The sequence below is a fragment of the Roseimicrobium sp. ORNL1 genome, assembly GCF_011044495.1.
Classification (GTDB): domain Bacteria; phylum Verrucomicrobiota; class Verrucomicrobiia; order Verrucomicrobiales; family Verrucomicrobiaceae; genus Roseimicrobium.
Genome location: NZ_CP049143.1, coordinates 5,900,539 through 5,925,580, shown reverse-complemented (window position 1 = coordinate 5,925,580; position 25,042 = coordinate 5,900,539). Strand labels below are relative to the sequence as shown.

9 protein-coding genes are annotated in these 25,042 nt (G+C 58.5%); 8 read left to right on the top strand and 1 reads right to left on the bottom strand.

All coding sequences use genetic code 11. The features are described from left to right. Positions 1 to 6: 6 nt before the first annotated feature. From G5S37_RS23790 to G5S37_RS23770, 5 genes are all read left to right on the top strand, one after another. Positions 7 to 1,479, top strand: a complete 1,473-nt coding sequence (locus G5S37_RS23790; RefSeq protein WP_165207345.1) for a hypothetical protein — start codon at positions 7 to 9, stop codon at positions 1,477 to 1,479. Next, entirely contained in the window at positions 1,476 to 3,968 is a 2,493-nt protein-coding gene (locus G5S37_RS23785; protein ID WP_165207344.1) for a PSD1 and planctomycete cytochrome C domain-containing protein, read from the top strand. Before G5S37_RS23790 ends, G5S37_RS23785 begins: the two co-directional genes overlap by 4 nt. A gap of 31 nt (positions 3,969 to 3,999) precedes the next feature. Then, on the top strand, positions 4,000 to 5,433 hold the full coding sequence (locus G5S37_RS23780) for a DUF1501 domain-containing protein (RefSeq protein WP_165207343.1): 1,434 nt from the start codon (positions 4,000 to 4,002) through the stop codon (positions 5,431 to 5,433). Between the two features lie 303 nt (positions 5,434 to 5,736). Further along, on the top strand, positions 5,737 to 6,939 hold the full coding sequence (locus tag G5S37_RS23775) for an efflux RND transporter periplasmic adaptor subunit (RefSeq protein ID WP_165207342.1): 1,203 nt from the start codon (positions 5,737 to 5,739) through the stop codon (positions 6,937 to 6,939). 18 nt (positions 6,940 to 6,957) lie between these two features. Then, positions 6,958 to 10,122 (top strand): multidrug efflux RND transporter permease subunit, encoded by a 3,165-nt coding sequence (locus G5S37_RS23770; protein WP_165207341.1) that lies wholly within the window; start codon positions 6,958 to 6,960, stop codon positions 10,120 to 10,122. Between the two features lie 30 nt (positions 10,123 to 10,152). Here G5S37_RS23770 and G5S37_RS23765 read toward each other — a convergent pair whose 3' ends face one another. Then, positions 10,153 to 11,598, bottom strand: a complete 1,446-nt coding sequence (locus G5S37_RS23765; protein WP_165207340.1) for a PLP-dependent aminotransferase family protein — start codon at positions 11,596 to 11,598, stop codon at positions 10,153 to 10,155. Positions 11,599 to 11,812: 214 nt separating this feature from the next. Between G5S37_RS23765 and G5S37_RS23760 the strand changes: the two genes are divergently transcribed. From G5S37_RS23760 to G5S37_RS23750, 3 genes are all read left to right on the top strand, one after another. Continuing rightward, a complete protein-coding gene (locus G5S37_RS23760) occupies positions 11,813 to 12,211 on the top strand; it encodes a DUF2917 domain-containing protein (protein WP_165207339.1) in 399 nt (132 codons plus the stop codon). Between the two features lie 28 nt (positions 12,212 to 12,239). Continuing rightward, a complete protein-coding gene (locus G5S37_RS23755; RefSeq protein WP_165207338.1) occupies positions 12,240 to 13,145 on the top strand; it encodes a hypothetical protein in 906 nt (301 codons plus the stop codon). A gap of 611 nt (positions 13,146 to 13,756) precedes the next feature. After that, the gene (locus G5S37_RS23750) at positions 13,757 to 25,039 is read left to right on the top strand and encodes an autotransporter-associated beta strand repeat-containing protein (protein ID WP_165207337.1); all 11,283 of its coding nucleotides are present in this window, start codon (positions 13,757 to 13,759) and stop codon (positions 25,037 to 25,039) included. The last annotated feature ends 3 nt before the right edge of the window (positions 25,040 to 25,042 follow it).

Below are 25,042 nucleotides of genomic sequence, written 5' to 3'. Positions count from 1 at the left end.
TATTCCATGAAAAAACTATTTTCCATGATGGGCGCTTTGATGGCGCTGGCTCTTGCCGGGTGCCTGCCCAAGGAGCGCATTTGGTGGTCGCCGGATGGCAGCCAGGCCCTGGTGACGCTTGGGGACGGACTGCACCTGGCCAAATCCGATGGCTCGGCGCCGGTGAAGCTGGCTCTTGATGTCGGCAAGGGAGACGACCCAGACAGTCAGATGAGCTGGCTACCGGATGGCAGCGGGTTTGTGACGAATCGTGTGCTCAGCTTTTCGACGTGGGAGGCCGCGAAGGCAAAGCTCCCGGCAGATGAAGCAAGTGAGGTGGAAAGGCTGGCGAGAAGCATTCCTTTGATTGTGGCTGCATGGAATGCGGCACACGCGCAGGAAGCCGATGGCGACAGCAGCAGCAGTGTGACCGACTGGTTGCCGATCAAAAACAAGGAATTGCTGGGCGCCGCGATTTTCCTGGCTCACGCCACTCAGCGTGATGCGCTCGAAGCTGAACTGCTGAAGAGCCCCAAGGGCAAGGAAGTGGTGGATGGATTGCGCGATGAGAAGGTGGAATTCTCCGTGCACGAGATCTCTGTGGTGAAGATCAAGGATGGCAAGGTGGAGGGTGAGCCGCGCTCACTGGCTCGCAGCCTGCGCGGGTTGATCCAGCCCAAGGTTTCACCCCTTGGAAAGTTGGTCGCATTCCATCACATCGAGCCGGAGGGCGAATCCGCGAAGTTGGTGGTCGCCATGCTTGATGGCAGCGCTCGTCTTGATGTGGCGCATGAAACCTCTGGTGCATTTGACTGGACCACGGATGGACGAGCACTGGTGTACACCGCGCCCGTGATGAGCAAGGAGAACAACATGCTCCAGCGTATCCAGCGCATTGAGGTGACCAAGTCGGACGGTTCGTTGAGATCGGAACGCACCGGGGAGGAGAAGAATCCGGATGAACTGCAGGGCTCCGTCAATCTCGCTCTGGCACTCATGCCCACTTCGCCACGTGTCGTCGCGCTGCCAGATGGTCGCGTCCTCTTCGCGAGTCAGCCGGTGAGCTTTCCTGCAAAGGGAGAGGGCTTGGAAGTGGCGCTGCAGCTTTTCACCGTGACTGCGGATGGCAAGACCCTGACCCCCGTGCCCACAGCACCGGGAGATCTTCCCGCGAATCTCGGCTGGTTTACTGCTTCACCGGACGGCAGGAAGGTGGCGGTGGTGGAAAGCGATACTGATGCCGTGGCGGTGGTGGAGATCGATAGCGGCAAGACGGAAATCATTTCACCCGTGCACCCGGACTGGCAGTGCCGGACCATGCCGTCGTGGAAGTCCGCGACTGAGCTGACTTTTGCCGCGCTGAAGGATGGTGCCCCGAAGTGGATGCTCTGGAAGCAGGGCGAAGGTGTGCGCAGCATCAGTGACACCTGGCCAGCGGAGGCTACCAAGAAGTGGCTGGAGGAGAAGAAGAAGGAACAGCCAGCGGAGAAAACACCATGAAATCCATCGGAACGCTTCCTGTGATCGTTGTCACGGTGGTTGCCGTGGCATGCCACGCACGCGCGGAGGATGCGGCGTCCGTCGCCTTCTTTGAATCAAGGATCCGGCCTGTGCTGGTGGAGCACTGCTATGAGTGCCACTCCGCGGAATCAGGTAAATCAAAAGGCGGATTGCTACTGGATACCAAGCATGGCATTCGCAGCGGCGGTGAGACTGGACCTGCGGTGGTGCCGGGGGACACGGCCAAGAGTTTGCTCCTAACAGCGGTGAAGCATGCGGATCCCGATCTCGAGATGCCGCCCAAGAAACCAAAGCTGAGTGATCGAGTCATCGCGGATCTGGAATCATGGGTAAAGAATGGTGCCACCGATCCACGCGAAGTCGCTGCGAAGACGGCTGCCATGCCGCCGGTGTCCATCGAGGAAGGAAGGAAGTTTTGGGCTTACCAGAAGCCGGTGGTGGCGGAGTTTCCCAAGACAAAGAAGGCCGATTGGGCCATTCGAGATCTTGACCGTTTTGTTTTGGCAAAACTAGAAGCGGAAGGCATGACACCTTCGCCGGATGCGGATCCGATCGTGCTGCTGCGGAGATTGCACTTTGATTTGATTGGCCTGCCTCCGGCGCCGGAAGAGGCGCAGACGTTTGTGGAGGCGTGGAAGAAGGGAGGACAGGAGCGGGAGAAGCTGCTTGGTGAGACCGTAGACCGTCTGCTGGCGAGTCCGCGCTTCGGCGAACGATGGGGCAAGCACTGGCTGGATGTGGCGCGTTTCGCCGAGTCGAACGGTCGCGAATCGAACATCACCTTTCCCCACGCGTGGCGGTACCGCGACTATGTGATCTGTGCGGTGAATGAAGACAAACCCTTCGACCGCTTCGTCACGGAACAGATGGCCGGTGACCTGCTGCCTGCCAAAGATGATGCGGAGCGCGCGCGTCTGCAGATTGCCACGGGGTTCCTTGCGTTCGGCGCGAAGGGACTGAATGAAATGAGCAAGGCGCAGTTTGCCGCGGATCTCGCGGATGAACAACTCGACACGGCGACTCGTGCGATCATGGCCAGTTCGGTGGCGTGCGCACGTTGTCATGACCACAAGACGGAGCCTTTCAGCATGGAGGACTACTATGCGCTCGCAGGTGTCTTCAAGAGCACCAAGACGCACTACGGCACGTGGATTGATTCCGAGAACAACAATGGCGGCACCCTGATTCGCCTGCCGGATCTGCCGGGACAACTCATCCCCAACAAAGCTGGCACCCCTCAGGAGGTGGCAAAGCTGAAGGCCGACCTCGCGCAGCTCACCAAGGAGGGCAAGGAGCAGGAGGTCTATGTGACGAAGGCCAAGCTGGAGGGCAAGGACCTCAGTGGTGAATTCAACAAACTCCTGACCAATGCGATTCGCATCTACTGGCAAAGCGGTGGCATGGAGGGGCGGCTGGCCACGGTGGATGATCAGGGGCGTGCGCTGCCACTCTGCATGGGCGTGGAGGATGCAGGCCAGGTTGAGGATGCCGCGTTGTTGGAGCGCGGTGAAATCGCGCACCCAGGCAAGACCGTGAAACGTGGCTTCCCCAAAGTGATGGAGATTCGTGGCGTATCAGCCCCTGATAAGAGGTCGAGCGGTCGGCTGGAGTTTGCGCAATGGCTTACGAGCCCCGAGCATCCGCTCACCTCGCGAGTAATGGTGAATCGTGTGTGGCGCCACCTGCTGGGAGCGGGGCTTGTGAAGACTACGGATAACTTCGGCTTCAGCGGCGAGCGTCCGAGTCACCGGGAGCTGCTGGATTCGCTGGCGGTGAAATTCGCTGAGGGCGGCTGGTCGGTGAAGGCGCTGATTCGTGAGATTGCGTTGTCGCGCACCTACCGGCAGGCGTCCACGTATCGGGACGACTGCTTCCACAAGGATCCGGAGAACCGCCTCCTGTGGCGTGTCAGCAAGAAGCGGCTGGATGCAGAAGTGATTCGCGACTCCATGCTGGTGGTGTCCGGCTTGCTGGATCCTTCACCTCGCGCAGGTTCACTGGTCGCGGAACTCGACAATCACTCGGTGTCGCTCATCGGCTTCAACAAGAAGATACCCGAGGATCTGGATGGCTCACGCCGACGCTCGGTGTATCTCCCGGTACTACGCGATGCGCTGCCGGACGCGATGGAACTCTTCGACGCAGCGGAGCCCAGCCTGGTGATTGGTGACCGCAGCGTGACCAATGTGCCACTGCAGGCACTGTATCTGCTGAACGGAGCTTTTGTGCAGGAACAGGCGGCGGCGCTGGCCACCCGGGTGGCGACGTCGCAGAAGACGACGGAGGGGCGCATACGCGAGGCGTTCCTGCTCTGCTTCAATCGTGTGCCGGATGCGAAGGAGACGGAGCTCGCGAAGTACTATTTTGAGACTGCGGGAACTTCATCCGAGGCCCCTCGGGAAGATGCCTTGCTAGCCAGTTATTGCCAGGCGCTGCTGGCCACAGCGGAGTTCCGCAACGCTGACTAGCTTCACCCTTTAATTCAACTGCCCTACTGCCATGCAAACGACCGCTTCTGCATTTCCGCGTCGCCTGGTTTCACGCCGCGAGGCCTTGATGACGGTGTCCTCGGGCATCGGATATATGGCGTTTGCTGCACTCGCACAAACGGCAGCAGCGAAAGGAGGAGATGCGTTGGTCTCGAAGGCACCACATTTCCCAGCAAGGGCGAAGCGGGTCATCTTCCTCACGATGCGCGGAGGTCCCTCGCATGTGGACCTCTTCGACTACAAGCCCAACCTCATCAAGAGCAGCGGCAAGTCCGCCACGCTGGGCCGCGACTCTGCGGGAGCGAAGCTGCTCGGTCCGGCGCACCCCTTTTCGCAGCATGGGAGCTCGGGTCTGTGGATCACGGATCGTTATCCTCACCTTGCGAAGCATGCGGATGATCTGTGCATCATCAACTCCATGCACACGGACCTGCCGAATCATGCACAGGCGTTTGCGCAGATGCATACAGGCAGTTTCCAATTTGTGAGACCGTCGCTGGGGGCGTGGACCTTGTATGGTCTGGGCAGTGAGAATGACAACCTCCCGGGTTTCATTACGCTGAATCCGCCGGCGGATAATGGCGGCGCCCTGAACTACGGCAGCGCCTTCCTGCCTGCGATCTGTCAGGGTACGCGCATTGGTGGCAGTCAGCTTCCTGATTTGTATGCTGCATTCCTGAAGCGTGATGATACACCGGGGCCACCGATGAAGAACATCGCGAATGGCAAGCTTTCCTCATCTACCCAGCGGGCGCAGATCGATCTTATCCGCAGCCTGAACCAGCACAAGCTGGAGCAGGAGCAATGGCAGCCGGAGATCGAGGGGGCGATTGAGTCCTTTGAGCTGGCCTTTCGCATGCAGTCGGAGGTGCCGGGGGTGCTGGAGATTCGCGATGAACCGGAGAGCGTCCGCAAGCTGTACGGCATTGGCGAAGGGAAGGACCAGTTCGCACGGCAGTGCCTGCTGGCACGGCGGCTCGCAGAGGCTGGGGTGCGCTTCATCGAGATCGCTGCGCCAGCGAACTGGGATCACCATGCGTTGCTCAAAGACAACCTGGCGAAGGCTTGTGAGGCGACGGACCGGCCCATCGCGGCACTGCTTACGGATCTGAAGCAGCGAGGTATGCTGAAGGATACACTCGTGGTGTGGGCAGGCGAGTTTGGCCGCACTCCCTATGCCCAGGCAACTGACGGGCGGGATCACAACAACAAGGGGTACTCCATCTGGATGGCCGGTGGTGGGGTGAAGGGCGGTATGAACTACGGGGCCACGGATGAAATCGGGTACAAGGCCGAGGTGAACCCGATGCACATCCACGACTGGCATGCGACCCTCCTGCATCTTCTGGGGCTTGATCACACCAAACTGACCTTCAACTATGCCGGAAGGAACTTCCGGCTCACCAATGTGAGCGGTGAGGTGGCGAAAGGACTTTTAGCGTAGAGGCTTGGCATGTGACGGAACTGCGGCTGGGAACCACCCAGTCGCATGAAGGCGTGCGTTTTACCCGAAGAAGCTTGTAAATCTGACGGGAAACCTGCAACATGGCAGGAGAGGATTGCGTGAGAGCCGGATTATACCAGCATCTTTCACCAGGGTCTCCCTGTAGCTTAGGGCGCGGGGAAACGGTTCTCCTGTTTGGGGTAGCCATCGAATTGCCACGCGCAATCTTGGGATGGCACTCGAAGGAAAGAACGAGTTCGCCATTTGGCCGGGCTCAGGGGCAGAGTTCAAATCAACAAACCCATGAAAGCGATCTCCTCCGCACTGTTGGCCACTCTGGGTACTCTGAGTCTTGCCGGGTGCGGTGAGAAAGGGTCGGCGGGTCCTCCCGCACCGCCGCCACCTGCCGTGGTGGTGGCCACTGTGATCAAGAAGGACGTGCCCATCTATGTGGACAACGTGGCGCAGACCGAGGCCTTCCAGACGGTGGAAATCCGGGCGCGAGTGGCGGGCTTTCTGACGCAAGCCCCGTTCCGCGAGGGGGGGCATGTGAAAGAAGGACAGCTCCTGTTTGAAATCGATCCCAAGCCGTTTCAGGCAATCGTTGATGAAGCCAAGGCCAATGTGAGCAAGACGGAAGCCACCCTTTCGCGAGCCAATGCGGATGTGGAACGATTGCGGCCACTGGTCAGGCAGAGCGCCATTTCGCAACAGGATCTGGATAATGCGATCTCCACGGCCAAGGTGGCAGAAGCGGACGTGCTGGGCGCAAGAGCATCGCTCCAAAAGGCCGAGCTGGACTTGAGCTACACGCGGATGAATGCGCCGTTCGACGGGATGATCGGTGAGCGAATGGTGGACGTGGGGAACTACGTGGGGAGTACAGGCACCTCCGCGCTGCTGGCCACCGTGTCCACCGTGGATCCCATGCGCACGGTATTCCATGTGCCGGAACCGAATTTTCTTCGTTTCCAGAAGCGGTTTCTGGGAGATGACGAGGCGAGGGAACGACACAGCGAGGCGATGCAGTTCCAACTCATCCTGGGGGATGGTTCGGTGTACCCACACATGGGGAGGTTTGACTTTGCGGACCGTGCGTTGGATGCGCGCGCAGGCACACTGAAAGTCGTGGTGACCTTCCCCAACAAGGACGGACTGCTGAGACCGGGGCAGTTCGCCCGGGTGCGAGCACGTCCCGAAGAGCGCCCGGGTGCGATATTGATGCCGCAGCGTGCGATGGTGACGGTGCAGAGCATGAAGTTCGTATTCGTGGTAGGCGAGGGGAACAAGGTGGAGCAACGGCCCATTACCACGACGGATCGGTATGAGGATCTTTATGTGGTGTCCGAGGGGTTGAAGGAGGGGGAGCGTGTCATCGTGGAAGGGCTGCAGAAGGTGCGGCCGGACATGGTGGTGAATCCAAAGGAGAGGGCCTCCACGGAAGAGCCAGTGAAAGACAAGGAAGCCAGGCCTGAGGCTGATGCCAAGGCTCCTGCGGCCAAGTAATCCCTCACCGCACCAGCCATGGCCCACTTCTTCATTCACCGCCGTGTGTTCGCGATGGTCCTCTCCATCCTCATTGTCCTGGTGGGGTACCTCGGGCTGCGATCCCTGCCGATTTCGCGGTATCCGGAAATGACGCCGCCCACGGTCCAAATCACGGCGACCTATCCGGGCGCGAGTTCAAAAGTGGTGGAGGAGACGGTTACGACACCGCTGGAGCAGGAGATCAACGGGGCGGAGGACATGATCTACATGTCCAGCAGCAGCACGAGTGACGGGCAATGCAGCATCAAGGTCACCTTCAAAGTGGGGAAGAACATTGATGATGCCGCAGTGGATGTGCAGAACCGCGTGGCGCGCGCGCAGCCGAGACTGCCTGCGGATGTCACGAAGAACGGCATCACAGTGACGAAGCAATCGCCAGACATGCTGCTCGTTTTTGCGCTGAGCTCACCGGACGGAAAATATGATGACCTCTTCCTGAACAACTATGCCTTTCTGAACCTGCAACCCTCGCTTGCGCGAGTGCAGGGGGTGGGCGCGGTGCAGATTTTCACGCAGAAAGACTACTCGATGCGTGTGTGGCTTGAGCCGGACAAGCTGGCGAAGCTGGGGCTGACGGTGAATGATGTCTCTCAAGCGCTGCAAGAACAGAACGTGCAAGCTGCCGCAGGACAGATAGGATCTCCGCCTGCCAAGGAGGGGACGGAATTTCAATTATCCGTCAATGTGAAGGGGCGGCTGGTGACACCGGAAGAATTTGGCGAAGTCGTCATCATTACGTTGCAGGATGGCACCGTGGTGCGCATACGGGATGTGGCGCGGACGGAACTCGGTGGGAAGGACTACTCGAGCTTTGGCAGAATCAATGGCTCGCCTGCGTCGCTCATTGGCATCTTCCAGCTACCGACGGCGAATGCGCTGGACACGGCGAATGCGGCCAAGGCCCGGATGGATGACCTTGCGAAGGCGCTGCCCCCGGGAATGAAGATCGCAGTGAGCTTCGATACGACGAAATTTGTGACGGCATCTATTTCCGAGGTGATGCACACGCTCGCGGAGGCCTTCGTGTTGGTGGTGATTGTTGTTTTTGTCTTCCTGGGAAACTGGCGTGCGACGCTGATCCCGATGCTGGCGGTGCCGGTTTCGCTGATTGGGACGTTTGCCATCTTTGGTCCGCTGGGATTTTCCATCAACACTCTGACGCTGTTTGCACTGGTGCTGGCAATTGGCCTGGTGGTGGACGATGCGATTGTGGTGGTGGAGGCGGTGGAACATCACATTGAGCGTGGTCTTAGTCCGCTGAAGGCCACGGAACGGGCGATGTCCGAAGTATCGGGTCCTGTAATCGCGATCGCACTGGTGCTTTGTTCCGTGTTCATTCCCGTGTCATTCATGGGGGGAATCACGGGCAGGCTATACCAGCAGTTTGCGATCACGTTGTCCGCCTCGGTGTTGATCTCTGCGCTGGTGGCGCTGACGCTCACGCCGGCACTGTGTGTGATGCTGCTGCGTCACCGGGAGCCGCCGAAGGGGCCAGTGGGAAGATCGCTCGCGGCCTTCAACCGGTTCTTTGATCGGGTGACCGGAGGTTATGTGAGCATATGCCGCCGACTGATCCGTTATGGTGTGGTCGCCCTGGTCCTGCTGGGAGGCATCTATGCAGGCACGGTGGGATTGCTGAAACGACTGCCCACGTCGTTCCTGCCGGATGAAGATATGGGGTATATCTTCGTGGTGACAACCCTGCCGGATGGAGCATCTCAGGAGCGTACGGATCGGGTGTTGCGCCATGTGGAGGGCATTCTCAAGGAAACGCCGGGGGTGAGCGATGTCATCACCATTGGTGGGCTGAACCTGCTGAGTGGCGCGCGCACCTCGAACTCGGGAGCGTGTATTGTTTCGCTCAAGAACTGGGATGAGCGAAAGGATCCAGCGGAGCAGGTGGCGAAGCTGGTGCCGTTGGTCTATTCCAAGGTGAGTCAGATTCCCGAGGCGATGATCATCCCGACATCACCTCCACCCATCCAGGGACTGGGAAATGCGGGAGGCGTGCAGTTTGAGCTCCAGGATCGCAGTGGGCGCACGCCTGAGGAACTGCAGGCTGTCGCGGACTCCTATCTCAGCGCGGTGTCCAAGGAACCGGGCATCTCGCGTGCATTCACGTTCTTCAGCACCCGGGTGCCGCAACTTACGGTGGATCTTGATCGAGACAAAATCAAGACCCTGGGCATCCCGCTGGACAGTGTCTTTGGCGCCATGCAGACCTACTTTGGCGGACTGTACGTGAATGATCTCACACTTTTTGGCCGCAGCTTCCAGGTGAAGGTGCAGGCGGAGCCCGCCTACCGGATGAATCCCAATGACATCAATAGCATCTACGTGCGCAGCGCGGATGGGAGCATGGTGCCTTTCAGCACCTTTGCGAAGGTCGAGTATACAACCGGGGCGGATCTGCTCCCGCATTTCAATGTCTATCGTGCAGCGGAGATTACGGCGTCTGCCTCACCAGGCTTCAGCTCGGGACAGGTCATCGCGACGATGGAGAAGCTGGCGGAGCAGCACCTGCCCGATGGATTTGGCTTTGAGTGGACGGGCACGGCCCTGCAGGAAAAGCAGGCGGCGGGGCAGCAGACCGTCATCCTGGGGCTGGCGCTGCTCTTTGTCTTTCTGGTGCTGGCCGCCCAGTATGAGAGCTGGGCGGTGCCGTTTGCGGTGTTGTTTGGACTGCCGATTGGCGTCTTTGGGGCCTTCCTGGGAGCGTGGATACGGGGGCTGACGAACGATGTGTATGTGCAGATCGGCCTGGTGATGCTCATTGGCCTCGCGGCGAAGAACGCCATCTTGATCGTGGAGTTTGCGAAGGTGCGTCGTGAGGGCGGGATGAGTATCGAGGAGGCGGCTCTGGAAGGGGCCAAGCTGCGACTGCGGCCGATCATCATGACGTCGCTGGCGTTCATCCTCGGCGTGGTGCCGCTGGTCATTTCCAGCGGGGCGGGTGCGGCGAGCCGTCAGAGCCTGGGCACGGCAGTTTGTTTTGGCATGACGGCAGCGACGGTCATCGGGGTGTTCTTTATCCCGTGGCTGTATGTGGTGGTGCAGGGACTTGCCGAGAAGATCAGTGGTCCTCCCAAGGTGGAGCCGACAGCCATGGAAGTGGAAGCGGCGGCCGCAGCGAAGGCATAGCGACAGAGCAAGCGCGAGGGCAAGGGGGGGCTAACTTCTTGCCAACTGCTTCGCGAGTTGACCCAGCACGGTCACGGCGCGCTCCACGGTGGGTGTCATGGGGTAGCCGCAGTTGAGGCGGAGGAAATTTCGAAAGCCACCATCCGGTGAGAAAAGCGGGCCCGGGGCAATGCTGATGCCAGCGCGCAAGGCCTGCTTGAAGAGTACCAGCGAATCCACCTGCGGAGGGAGCTCGCACCACAGCACGAAGTTCCCTTGGGGACGCGAGAGACCAATGCCCTCGGGGAAGCTGTGCACCACGGCTTCGCGCATGCGCTCCACCTGCTGGCGGTAGGTCTGCCGAAGGGTGCGCAGATAGCGGTCATAGCCTCCATTGCGCAGATACTCGGAGATGACCAGCGAGGGCAGCGTGGCATTCGCCAGGGAGTAGGCAATCTTCAGGCGCATCACCTTGGCATGCCAGCGGCCTGCGGAGACGTAGCCGACGCGATAGCCGGGGGCGAGATTCTTGGAGAAGGAACTGCAGAGCAGCACGAGGCCATCGCGATCGAAGGCCTTGAGGCAGCGCGGGCGATCACCGCTATGATTGAGCTCGCCGTAGATGTCGTCCTCGATGACAGGAATGTCCCGCTTGCCAACGATCTCCAGTAGGCGACGCTTGCGATCCTCAGGCATCACATAGCCCACGGGATTGTGGAAGTTGGGAATCAATGCGCACGCAGCGACCTTGTTTTTGCGAAGGCACACCTCAAGCGCATCAAGGTCCAGTCCATTCTGGCTATCAACGGGAATAGGCAGGGCTTTGAGCTGCAATTCGCGAAGGATGCACGTGAGACCAAAATAGGTGGGAGACTCCACTACCACGGTGTCGCCAGGAGAACACACGGCACGCAGGGCAAGTGAGAGTGCCTCGGTGCATCCATTGGTGATGATGAACTCTTCTGGCTGCAAGGCACAGCCCCAGTCGAGTGATCGTCGCGCAAGTTCACGCCGCAGGCATTCGCTGCCCGGAGGCATGTCGTAGTTGGTGCTGCGAGCGCCCAGGCTTCGTGCGATGGAACTCATGCTGCGGGCGAGTTTCTCGCCGGGGAGCAGCTCTGGATCCGGCAACGCCATGCCCAGGGGTACGAGCTCGGGGTTATCATGCGCGGCGATGATGGAATCCAGCGGATCGAGGCTGGAGAAATCCGTGACCTTGGGAGAGCTGCCGATGATCTTGGGCGCACGTACCAGATCTGCTTTGCTCGCGCGCACGAAGAAGCCTGACTTTGGCCGTGCCTCCACGAGGCCGCGTGTCTCCAGAGTGGCGTACGCGTGCATGGCCGTGGGAACGCTTACACGTTGCTGTCGCGCAAACTGGCGGACCGAGGGCATGCGGTCGCCGGGACGCAGGGATTGGGCCCCGATCATGCCCTCAAGCCGATCAGCCAAAGCGCGGTAGAGCGGGCCTGCTTCATGAGATGCCGTGGAGTGCATGACTTAAGAATATCATGGCTCTGTGTGCTGCACAGATACAGATCGAAGGAGTTATGTGCTATACAGATGAGCCGCTGTTGACAATGAAGGAGTTCCAGAGGGCTGTGTAGCTGACAGCCGGTAATACAGTGCAAGATGCAGGTGCATCTGTATAGTGCGAAAAGTTACAATTGTGAATCTGTTAAGCACAGAACAGTTCGGCGAGGATAGTCCCATGAACACATCCAGCCTATCTGCGCAACCCCACCGCCTGAGCACCCGGACCACGGTTGAAGGAGTGTTTCACCGCATCGGGCAGGCGTTGGAAAAGCTATGGTCTCTGTCGGGTCGTGTGAGCGTGCCTGCCACGACCTGCTCTACCGAGATGGCGCACCTGCCCCGTGGCATGGTGCTCACGCTGGACCAGAGTGATGGAGTGACTGGTTTGGAGCTTATCCAGGGTACGGTGTGGATCACTGGCACTCCGGCTCGTGGCGATGTCGTGTTAGGCCCGGGTGAGGTGTACGAATTTGGAAATCGCTGGCCTTACGTTGTGGAGGCACTGAGCGACTCCGAATTCATCGCCAGCGGGTCCAGGAGCAAGAAGAGTCCCGTCATATCAGGCGCAATATAGGAGGTGATGCAGGCGTTTGCATCGGACCATGATGAAGCGCCGCGCCCTCTTCACTGTCTGCTGTGCCGTTCTCTCCTTGTTCGCATTCCCGGCTATCGCCGCGGAGAGGTCCGCTGCTGAAGCGCCACCGAAAGGCCTGCGTGTGGCCACCGCAGGACACAGCTTTCATGTGTGGATGCCTGCACTTCTGAAGGAGATGGCGGCCGGAGCGGGAATCACCGGCCACGAAATCGCCACGGTACAGGGCATCGGCGGTTCGCGTGTGATTCAACATTGGGATCTTGCTGGCGATAAGAATAAGGTAAAGCCCATCCTCGAAGCTGGGAAAGCAGATGTGCTCACCCTCTCGCCGATTTATCTGCCGGATCCGGGGATTGAGAACTTTGTGACCTTCGGCTTGCAACACAATCCTGCGCTACGCATCACCCTCCAGGAATTCTGGGTGCCCTTCGATGATACTGCGCTCTGGGAAACACGTGGCAAAGGTGTGACGATCGATCGCGACGCCAAGACGATGGATCAACTCCGCTCCGCTCACGCTGCCTACTTTGAAGGCATGGATAAACTGGTGCGGGAGCTGAATGCGAAAGCGGGCAAGAGTGCGGTGTTCGTGGTGCCGGCGGGACAAGCGGTGCTGGCCTTGCGTGAAAAAGTCATCAAGGGAGAAGCACCTGGCATCAGCAGGCAGAGTGAACTGTTCACCGATCCGCTGGGGCATCCACAGGCGCATATCAGGGTGCTTGCCGCCTACTGTCACTTCGCGGTCATTTATCAGCGGAGCCCCATCGGCCTTCCCGTTCCTGTATCCATGGCAAAACTTCCGGAGGCAGAAAAGCTCAATCGGATGCTGCAGGAGATCGCGTGGCAGGCCGTGACGAGTCATCCGCTCAGTGGCGTGAAGACCGATGGCGGAACTCCGGCATCGCGCTCGTAAGCATTTCGTCAGTGAGTTGACTTCATTATTCGTCCGAGGTGCCAAGGCAAAGGGCTTATGCACTTATGCTTGGAGAAACACTCGTTGCCATCACAATGGCATGACCAGGTATTGATTTTGCAGCGGCATTTCCCAACGTGAGCCGATGGTGAGCGGGCGACATGGACCGCGTTTGAGTGCAGAAGGGCAAGGTTATCCCTTCATGGCCATGCTGTAAGCGTGCATGGACGTATAGTCTGATTCTTTAGATGTAAAGAGGTTGTGCGCTTAGTAATCGAACGCCGATTCGGCGGGAGCATGAGCGCTCGTGTGCTCACAAAACGGCATGCCGAAGGTATAAGCGAGTACCCTATGCGTGCAGCGCACATTTTTTGCGCTCAATGTATTCTGGCTAAGAAACCGGACGGGTGACCTAAGCAAATCGCTGAGCTGTGTGGCCAGTGAAGACATAGAATACATGCAGGCATCTTGCGCATGGAAGCGGGGATCGTGGCGGGCCTAACATTCAATAAATCCGGCCGCTAATTTTCTTCCCCTGCAATACCATGGATACACGATACATACACGACGCATGCCTGAACGGACAATGGAAGACGGCACTGACACGTTTCATGAAGAAGGCAGCAGTCGTGTGTGGCGCACTGGTGGTGTGCAACTTTTCCGCAGTGCATGGACAGGGCGAATGGATATGGGCGGTGGATGCCAACGGGAACTGGAACACGGCAACGAATTGGAATCCGAATGTCACCGGCGGGCCCACGGGTGTCGACACCATCGCGAGCCTTACTCGGGCTATCGGAAGCAATCGCACGGTGACCCTCAACGTGAATGCCACGATTGGCACGCTGAACATTGGCGACCTGTCCGGGGGTCAGTCGTACACGCTGAGCGCCACTGGAGGATCGGCACTGACGTTTGAAGTGAGCACCCCGGGGGGATTTGCGCAGCTCAACAAAATCAATGATGGAGGAAATGACACCATCTCTGCCGGCATCGTCTTGAACAGTGCTCTGGCGATTTCCATGGATGACCCCACCAACGGAACCGTGCTGGTGCTGAATGGACCCATCACCACGGGTGCGGGAGCCAATGCACCGCAGTCGGGGAGTGTGGCAATGACATTCACCTCCACGATCACGTCCGTGAAGAATCAAATCCTGCAGCTTGGGAATGCGCAGAACAACACCTTTCTCGGGCAACTCGTCATCAACTCCGGCACGCTCAGAAGTGAGGGTGATGGCACGGCGACACTCTTCGGGGCCTTGGGTGTGGGCAACGAGACTGTGATCAAGGACGGAGGCCGCCTGGACCTGCGCAACCATGACTTCAACCTGAACACTGCCGATGGGAAGACGGAGATTTTCATGATCGAAGGATCGGGCTGGCGCGGTATGGGGGCCCTCGTGAACTCATCGACGACCGGCACGGTCTCCCACGTGATCTTGACGGGAGATACCACGATTGGCGGGCAGAGCACGATTGAGTTCCGTGGCTATACCAACACCACAACGAGCGAGTTCATTCGGGCGAAACTGGAGGGGAATGGGCATGCGCTGACCAAGATGGGCGTGAATACCGTCATCCTTTATGACACGGACATCTTTGGATTGAACCAGGTCAATATCCGGGAGGGCGAACTCCGCCTCTCCGGCACCACGCGATTCGATGACGGCACGGTGATCAACCTTGGATACAATCAGGGGGAGTTTAATCCAGATGTTCCTTTTGACCCGACAAACTTCAGCCAGGGCAGCCGCTCGCAAACAGACGCGAACAGCAATGTCGGCGGCACGGCGTATCTTGCAGAGGCCAGACTGGAGTTCACTGCGCAGAAGGACATGGTGCATGACCTTGTCATCAACCTGAACCGTGGTTGGATTGAGACGAGCGGAAGCACGACCGCGGGGGCCGGGAATACATTCAAGATGACGCTTGATGGCACCATTAATCTGTTAGGCGGAGGCGTGCAGGACAATTTCTTCAATGTCACCGGCGGTGCCGACGGCACCTTTGGATCAGGAGCGACGACGGCCTATGACCATCCGGGCTGGCTGGAACTCGATGCCACGCTCGACAACACCAGTGCAGGAAACATGGGCTCAGGGCTTACCAAGGTTGGCAATCGTGAATTGCGCATCGGCAAGGATCAGACGGCATTCAACGGCGAGTTCGCCATTGTGCAGCAGACCGGACGTTTCCTGAATCGCGGATTCAGCACGGCAAGCGGTGCGCCGGAATCGCAGTATTTCAATGTGGCCCTCACCGCAGAAGGCACCCTGCGCAATGCATCGCGCATCACCTTGGAACGTGGAGCGAGCATCACCCTGCTGAACAGCGGATTCAATGTCGACAACCGAATCAACGACAATGGAATCATGGCGCTGCGCAATGGTTACATGCATCTGATCACGGATGCGACCGCCACCAATGCGGAGAACTGGGGAAACGTCGTCGCTGAGATGGGCACCAACTGGTTCATGATCGATGGACGGGCGGGTGGAAAGGTGGACAACAAGCTCAAGACCCTGACCATCAACGAGGGTTCCGTATTGCAGATCATGAACTTGGATGGGGATGGATCGTTCGGCGCAGAAAGTGGCGATGACGTACGCGTTTCGGTGGAAGATACGTCTACTCTGGAGGTGGTTGGCAACACGAACGCAGCTGCCACGACGGACCGGGCGATCGTCTATGGAGTCTTGGGCGGAACCGTCCCTCCCACTCCAACGGTTGTTGGGGGCAGTTTGTTCCGGCCGGAGGAGCAGTTGGAGAATGCCTTGGGCTGGAGCGGTTCGGGCGTGGGTTTCATGACCTTGGAAACCGTGAACGGTGTAACCTATCTGAGGCCGCTGAAGGATTCCGAGTATTCCTCGACGCTTGCCTCGGGGGTGAACTGGAACGTCACCGATTCTACCGGAAATGCCGGTTTGCTGGCGAATGTTCCCAATGTCGGCACGAGTACCACCATCAACTCCCTGCGTGTCGCGGACGCTACCCTTCGCACGACGGGGCAGGATTCTGTCTACATCGCACCCGGAGCCACGCTCACCATTAATTCCGGTATGATTACCTTCTCCACCTTCGGCGAGGGGCCGACTGCGAATCTCGAGCCGGTGATCCGTGGGGGCAGTGGTTTCATTGATATGAATGGGCAGGTTGGCATCATCAACAATGCCGCCTCCTGGCACGATACAGATTCCACGAGCAGCACCTGGTCTTCCTACATTGCGAGCAACAGCGCCTTCATTCGTACGCATATTACGAATGCCACAGGGATGGTGAAGACTGGCCGCGGGAATCTGTATTTTGACACTTGGAATGACTACTCCGGCACCACCTATGTCAGTGAGGCCATTCTCGTGCTACGGCATGACCGTTCTTTGGGATCCTCTGATCGTGTGCTGCTCAGTGGGGAAGGCAGTCTGTATCTGCAAGGCGGCGTGAATACCTCGGGTGCGGACCTGCTCGTCCAGACGACCACCAATGCCCGGTGGATTCTCTATTCGAACGACGCCAAGAACAACGTGTGGGGCGGTAATATCATCATTGATGGTGTGGATGTAGCTGGCACGCAGCTCAACAACACGTACTACATGAGCGGCGCCAATGATGCCACGCTCTCCGTCCTGGGGGATATCTATGCGACCGACCCGGTGTGGTACTCGGTCGACAGTGACTATTTCAACGCTGGTCGCCTGATTACCACGGATGACACCACCTCCACGGGCAGATCGACGGTCGTGAATCTCTACGGGCAGTTCAAGGACACCAAGGACGGAGCGCTGGGGCTTCCGGTGTACAACCGCGGTGATATCGAAGGCGTGCAATATGACCGCAATCACCTGATGCGCTTCCAGGTGCGAGGGCACAATGAGAAGAATGTGAATGTCTTCCAACAGTGGGATTCCGCAGGACAGATCGACGTTACCACAGGCTTCCTCCGGGTGATGTATGATCCCGCGTCCGCTGGTGGCTTTTTCTCCGATGCTGCGGTGGCGGCGTGGTATACGAACGGCACGCATACCATAGCAAATCTGATCAACGAATACTACACGCGTACCTCTTTGGGTGGACCAGCTGCGACGGGAACGTCCGTCACATCCGGTACGGCGACCTACAATGGCGCCATCATGCTGACGGCTTCCGGACAGATTTTCAATAATCCTAACATCTACATCTACAATGCGAACCGGGACGGGGCTATCACCCTGGGTTCGGAGAATACTTCGGGGACGGTATACTTTGGCTCGAACGACAGCACCGGCACAGAACAGTCGCGTATTGTGTTCGAAAACCACGGGGGTGATCGCGATCTCCGCTTTTATCAGCGTGCGGGAGGCACGTCTGAATACAATTTGCGCCTCCTGGACAACGGCACCAGCGTGAACAGCAGCGTGACGAAGATCGGGCAGGGGATCTCGCGACTGGTGGACAACTCCTACGGCGCATCCTCAGTAGAGAGGTGGAACATCATGGGAGGCACCATGGAATGGCAGCAGACCCAGCAGGGTACCAATCGTTTCGCTGCGTCCACAGCACAACTCACCATGGGTGGTGGCATGCTGAACTATCTGGGCAATGCAAACATGACGGCTACCCGTTCGCAGACCCTGTCGGGGCAGCTTCGTTTCCTCGCGGGCGGATCCGAGATTCGAGTCACTGGCGCCGCTGCATCGAGCAGCAGCTTTGCCACCAACCTGATCTTGGGCACCCTGGGAACAGATATCATCCGGCAGGAAGGCAGCACGGTGTTATTCTCCAAGATTGCCAACGGAGGCACGGTGAATCTGGTGCTGAACGGCACTCCCACGGAGACGATTCTGCCGTGGGCGGTCTATTCGGAACAGGACGGAGTGGTAAACGACTTCGCTGTCGTGAGCTCCGGCGGGGCCGTGCCGAACAACGTTGTGTCAGCAGACGTCTCCGGTCAGTACAATACCTCCACGCAGAATGCTGCCGACTGGAGTGGGAAGACGGCGGCCGAAACGGGCTGGGCAACCGATACCAATCTCTTTGGCTATACCGGGACCATGACGTCCAGCGGTGCTGTGCAAGGCCTGCGCTTCTACGGGGCCAATGACGGAACCATCACACTTGCGGATGACGCAACGCTCACGTTGATGCGGGGCGCCATCCTGGTGGCGACCAATGTGGGAGAGAATGGGAAGAGCATCTTGGGGGGCAAGCTGACCAGTGAAGAATATTGGGAGGTTTCACCCGGAGTCTTCCGCAGTGAGTTGCTGATTCACAACTACAACACCGCCGGCAACTTCACGATCGGCTCTGTGATCACAAACAATAGCCTGGGCGATACGGTTAGCCTGGTACACTCGGGCACAGGGACCACAGTGTTGACGGGAGTGAACACCTACACGGGAAACACGTACCTCGTGGGCGGGACACTCCAGATTAGCCAGGATGCAAATCTTGGAAGCAATGCAGCAGCCAGCACCCTATACCTCAATGGAGGCACCCTGCGCACGACGGAATCCTTCGAGTTGGATGCGAACCGGGGTATTGTTCTGGGTGGCGATGGTGGCGCGATTGAGACGGCGGCCGGTACGACGCTCACCTACAGCGGACTCATCTCCGGCGAGGGCAATGTGGTTGATCCTACCAACGGATATACGGCCAACATCCTGGATAATCCGCTCTTCGGGGACTTCACCAAGAAGGGTGGGGGCACGCTCGTGCTGGATGGCACAGTCGATAATTCGGCATTTTCTGGATTGATGCTCATTGAGGAGGGGATTTTGAGCATTCAGGCGCCGACAGCTCTCGCCCTATTCCTGGGCACCAATCATTCAGCCATGGATGGAACGATCATTCATGATGGAGCCACGCTCGACCTGGCCATGGGAGCGAACTGGACGACCAATGAATGGTTTACCTTCAATGGGAGTGGGTACCTGGGTGCCGGGGCCTTGCGTACAAGTGGTACTGCCCGTACTTACACGCTGAATGGTCAGCTCACGATTGAGACGGACTCAATTTTCAATATCTCCAATGGGGCCACGATCCAGCTTAATGGCGGTGGCGACTTGATGGGAAGTGGCGACATCATTCGCATCGGAAACAGTGGTGAACTCCGGTTCTTTGGGAACACTCCCAACTGGACGGGGAATCTGATCCTCGGCTCGGGAACGAACTGGCTGTATAACGAGACCGGCAAGATCACAGGGGTGCAGGGAATCACGATTTCGAGAAATGCCTTCTTTGGCATGCTCAACGAAAGCACTGGGGGTGATCCTTTTGGCGACCGCATCAATGATGCTGCGCCGATCACCATGAGCGGCTATTCCAGACTGAGAATGCAGGGCCAGTCCACGGTGCATTCCGGATACGAGACTCTGGGGGACCTGACCATTGCGAATGGCATGGCACGGGTGCAGGTGTATACCGCACGTGCCACGGGCGCCAATGGAGGCACGCCTTCGCCCACCTTCTCCGGATTGATCTTCAACTCGATCAGTCGTGAGCAGGGTGCAGTCTTGAAATTCACCGTGAACGAAAACGGTGGAAAATTCGCCGACTCAAGCTTTGGCACGAGTGTCTTCAGTGATGTCGGCGTGATTGCAGTGAAGGAGCTTCCCACCGAACTGATTCATGGTGGGAATGGATCCAACGGCACCAACCGCTCCATTCTCAAGGGGGTCTTCGGAGGCGCTTATCACGATCTGCTCACCAGCACGAACGGCAGTCTCGATGGGGAGTCGACTGCGGCACGGTATTTGATGACTGTAGATACGGCGACTGACCCATTCACGGGACAAAGCCTCAACGTGATCCGTCCTCTGGCTGACAATGAATATGTCAATGTGGCCAACAGCAATGACGCGCCGGTGACAAGGGTGCAGTTGGAAGCACAGGGCATCAATGCGGATGACAACGTCGCGCTGCGCGGGCGGGCCAGTTCGCTTGATAACCCGTTGTCGGGAGACTTGAAAACCGACTTTGTGACTCTCGAGGGTGACCTCACCGTGAACTCGCTGAGCATCTATCTGGCTCCCGTCACGAACTATACCGGAACTTCCAGCGGTGGTGCAGGTGAGAGAATGCAGGTCTACCTCGGGGAGGGCAGCACGCTGACCATCTCCAGTGGGGTGCTGAACGTGGCGAACCTGGGCGTGGTGGAGCGCAGTGGCGCGGCGCAGACAGCCAGTGTGATCAACCAGACAGTGTACATCTTGGGCGGCGAACTCGATTTCAACGGCCAGGAGGCCATCATCAATGCTGGGTCCGTGTGGCATCATCATAACTACACGGGTCAAACGGGATACGGCAGCGCCCAGACCTCCAATTCCGACCTCTACATCAACAGTAGCATCACCAATGCAAACGGGCTGACCAAGGTCGGCGAACGCTCGCTCATTCTGGGGGGCATCAATAGCTACACCGGACCCACCAATGTGGTGGAGGGCCTGCTGTACGTGCGCCATGCGCAGGCGCTGGGACAGAGTGAAATCGTGAATGTGATGGGCAATGGAGGATTTGTGGTTCAGGAAGGGGTCACCATCAACGGGGTGGATATTCGCATCGGCGAGGGCAATCCGGGCAACCGCAACGCGCTGGTGATCGAGAGCGGCTCTGGCTGGGGTGGGGACATCATCATCGACAATGTCGACATCACTGGTCAGGCCGGCCTGGTGGGGACCACAATCAATCGCAACATCGTGCGGTCCACCTCCAGCATTGGCATCATCTACGGGAATATCTATGGTGATCCATCCTACCAGATCCTTGGAGCCAACGGCACCGCGGCCCAGATGGTGAGTACGGTGGGTACGTCGGACGGCACGCTGTGGCTGAAGGGTTCGTTCAAGGACACAGCCACTGGCGCTTTCGGAGAGAAGGTCACGGAGTTGAACCAAAACCAGATCCTGCGCTTCGAAATCGCCGGGTCTGCCACGTCCACCTACAGCACCTCCACATTCCGCAGCAACAATGAGCTCGCGGTCTGGGTGGATAACCAATGGGATGCCGTGGGCCGCATCAACCACGAGCAGGGGTACCTCTACTACCATGGTGATGGCAATTTCTGGACGGACACCGCAGCGCAGAACATGAATCCTGCCAATCTGATGAGCGGGTATCACATGGGGGGGGATGTGTCCTCGGCCACGGTCACGAACCAGAACCTTGCCCTCTTCCTCACCAAGGACGGACAGGTTTTCAATATCTCCAGCTTTGGCGTTGGACTTGAAAACGATCTGGGGAACCGCACGGGCAATTCGACCCTGGGTGGCGTGCAGAGCAGCGGCACCGTCACGTTCGGCCTCGGCACGGGTAGCATCACGTTTGAAGCGGCTGCGTCAGGCACCTACAACCGTGACCTGAGACTCTTCCAGAGGGAGGGTGGTATCACCAACGTGGCGTTCAACCTGGTGGATGGCGGCAGTGGAGTGAAGTCCTCGATCACGAAGGTGGGCGGCGGCGTGGTAAATCTCCTGGGATCCTCCGCAGGTGGAAGCACCGTGGAAAGTGTCAACATGGTGGCTGGCCGGCTTGTGCTCGGCAACTACGCAGCCAATTTGAATCGCCGAGTTGGTCAGAATGCGCAACTCCGCCTGGGCGGCGGCGCATTGGTAATGGTTGGTGATGCTGCTTTCACGGAGCAACTCGGAGCTGCCAATGTGGCTGCCGGGGGTTCTACCATCATGGTGACGGATGCGGGAACGATTCAACTCACCTCCACCATTTCCCGCAGCACCATGGGCACGGTCCATTTCCAGGAAGTGAATGGTGGCTCCATACTCGCCTCGGGCATTGCTGCCGGCAGTCGTATTGGTTCCTACGCTACGTTCGGGAGTTCCACGAGCCAGGCACTTCGCGCCGATGGATGGGCTGCCACTGATGGCGCGGGGAATTTGGTTGCTTACGCCCACTCCGCTGGTGAGGTAAACACCTTCGGCGCTGGGTTGCATACGGACGTCCAGGCGATCAGCACCATTGCGGGCATCACCGCGAGTGTACGCTTCAATACCGCAAATGCCACCATCGGCAGTGGTGCGCTGACCCTGCAGGACGGGGGCGTTTTGTTCACTAGCAACTACACAGGTGGGGCGGCCATCGCTGCTGGCGTGAGTATCACTACCTCAAGCTCGTTGGTGGATCTTATCTTCCACAATTATGCGAGCGGTGAAGTCACCGTCGCGGGGAATATTCTCGGCGCGCAGAACGTGGTGTTCAGCGGGCCAGGGGTAACAACTCTTGCCGGTGCGAACACCTACACGGGGAAGACGGCCATCGTAGGAGGTGCCAAGGTCTCCATTGGCCAGCTCTCCATGCTGGGTGTGGCGCCTGGCACCGCTGTCAGCGACAGCCTGTACCTGAATGACGGTACCATCCGCTATACGGGCACCGGCACGGAGGTTTTGGATGGAAATCGCGGCATTACCCTGGGTGGCAACGGCGGCACCTTTGAATTCACATCCAACGGCAAGATTTCCTACAATGGGCTTATCTCGTCGGAAGCAAACGCCATTTCCGATTATGTGCCAGCGTCCGGCGATGCCTCGATGACCAACAATCCTCTGTCGGGGGATCTGACGATCAAAGGTGCTGGGACGTTCCAGTTGGGTACCGATTACGCGGCCACCAGCTTTTCGACCGCAAACTACGGCGGCTTGAGAAACACCTATAGCGGCCTCACCACCATTGGTGATGGCGCGGTCAAGACGATCGTTGAGCTTCGCGGCCAGCCGCAGGATGATCAGTACATCTGGCCGTTTGGTACACATGAGGGCTTCGACGACGGGGTCCGTATCTTGAACAACTCGGAGGTGCGCTTCCAGTTCCAGCGCAGTTCGAACACCAACTTCGACGGACAGGTGCGGCTGCTGGAGTGGTTCACCTTCGGAGAGTCTGATGCGGACACCACCTACATGTACAATGATACGGGGAGGTCCGTGGAGATTGCGGGCAACGTACTGATCAATGGATCACTGGTTATACACACCCAGAATAACGGCGTGGATGTGGGCAACACGGGAACGTCCGGTACCATTCAGTTCGGCGTGAACAGTGGATATGGCGGGCAACTCCTTGGAGATGCGAACAGTACTCTAATCAAGACCGGAACGGGCACGTTGGAATTGCGTGAGACCAGTGCGGGTTTTGAAGGGACCATCGAGCTGAGACGAGGCTCGCTCCTGCTGTATGGCTACGGGGATGTGGCTGGGGTTGGCGATACTATTTACCTGGGTGACCGCACCTATACTGCGACAAATCTTGGTGACAGGGTTCTGGCGCTGGCGCAGCGCAGTGCCAACAACAACACGGACCTCACTTCTGAGACGGAGGACCTGCACCTGTATCAGAACATCGAAGTTCACGGGACGCTGAGCACGACCACCGCCAACAACTTCCTGCGGTCCTACCTCTACACCGACGACAGCTCGGCCACCTATCATGGAGACATTCATATCAACAGCCGGAGCAGTACGGCAGACGCGGGACTCTACGTCCAATTGTACGGGGGCAATCCCGTCAATCCGGATATCACAGGTCGCACACAGCACAATTATGTATTCCTGAATGGGAACATCAGTGGGTCGGGATCGGGCGAGAGGGCGTTCATCGATGTCCGGCTTAATGACCAGCTCTCCACCGGGCAGTTCGCTCCGATGTACGGATACTTCGTGCTTGGCGGCGATAACAGCGGCTGGAAGGGCGAACTGCGTATTGCGGGCGACAATAACAACGTCGCTACGCCAGACGTCTTTGAGCGCACCGTTGTACGCCTCGCCAATGACCTGGCGCTCACCGCGGAGAATGATGTGAACATGTACTACAACTCGACGCTTCAGGCGGGAGGAAAGTCGGTCACGATCGGGAGATTGATACAGAATGGTGGCACGGGAAGCTGGGATGAGAATGCCACAGGCGCGGCAAACTCGACCATGACCATCGAAAACGCAGCCAAGGAAGATGGTTTCCTGACCATCACGGAAGATGGAAATGACAACACCTGGGACGTGATGTTCCGCGATGGTGAAACTCCTGACTACTTCGGTGATGAGGCGGAGCCCGACGGCGCCCTACATCTGATCAAGGATGGAGCAGCCACTGCCATCCTGAATCAGCTCAACACCTACACTGGCACCACCACGGTGGCCGGAGGTAACCTACAGGTGGGTCAGTTCGGTGATGGAACCCGCGAGACGGCAGAAACGATGGGACGTACCGGCACGGGCGCCACCATTGTGCAAAGTGGTGGCACGCTGTCGGGTACGGGCCTGGTGCAAGGTAGTGCCGCCACCACGCACTTCGTGAATGCGGGCGGCATCCTGGCTCCTGGTGACCAGGGAGGGCTGGCAGTGGGGACGTTGTTCGTCGATGGCAATCTCACGGTGCAGACCGGAGGAACCCTGCGACTTCAGGTGGCCTCTGCGTACACCTACTTCGATCTGGGAGTCTCAGATGCGCTCACCAGCATGGATGACCCGGGATACTCTGCGGCGCTGGCCTCGCTGATTGGTAACAGCGTCCTGGAGGACGCCATGCCTCCAGACTTTTACGATCATCTTGAGATCAAGGGGCAACTCAATCTCAACGCCGGAGCGACTATTGAAGTGGTCGACCTCGACTATGTTCTGAACTATGCGGCGGCGGGGGATGTCTTCAACCTGCTTGATTGGTTGTCCCTCAATTCTGGAGGGTTCAATGTGGGTGGGATTCGGTTTGGTGGCGAGGCTGGATATGACCTGCTTCTTCCCACTCTCAAGGACAACCTTGTTTGGGATACGAGTCTTTTCCTGAGTGACGGCATTCTTGTGGTGACCGCAGGTGTCGTGCCGGAACCCGGTCGCTGTGTCCTGCTGCTCGTTGCTTGTGGCGCCATGGTACTGCGCCGTCGGAGGCCACGAGGAAGGGGCTGCGGCACCGTGTGCTGAGGG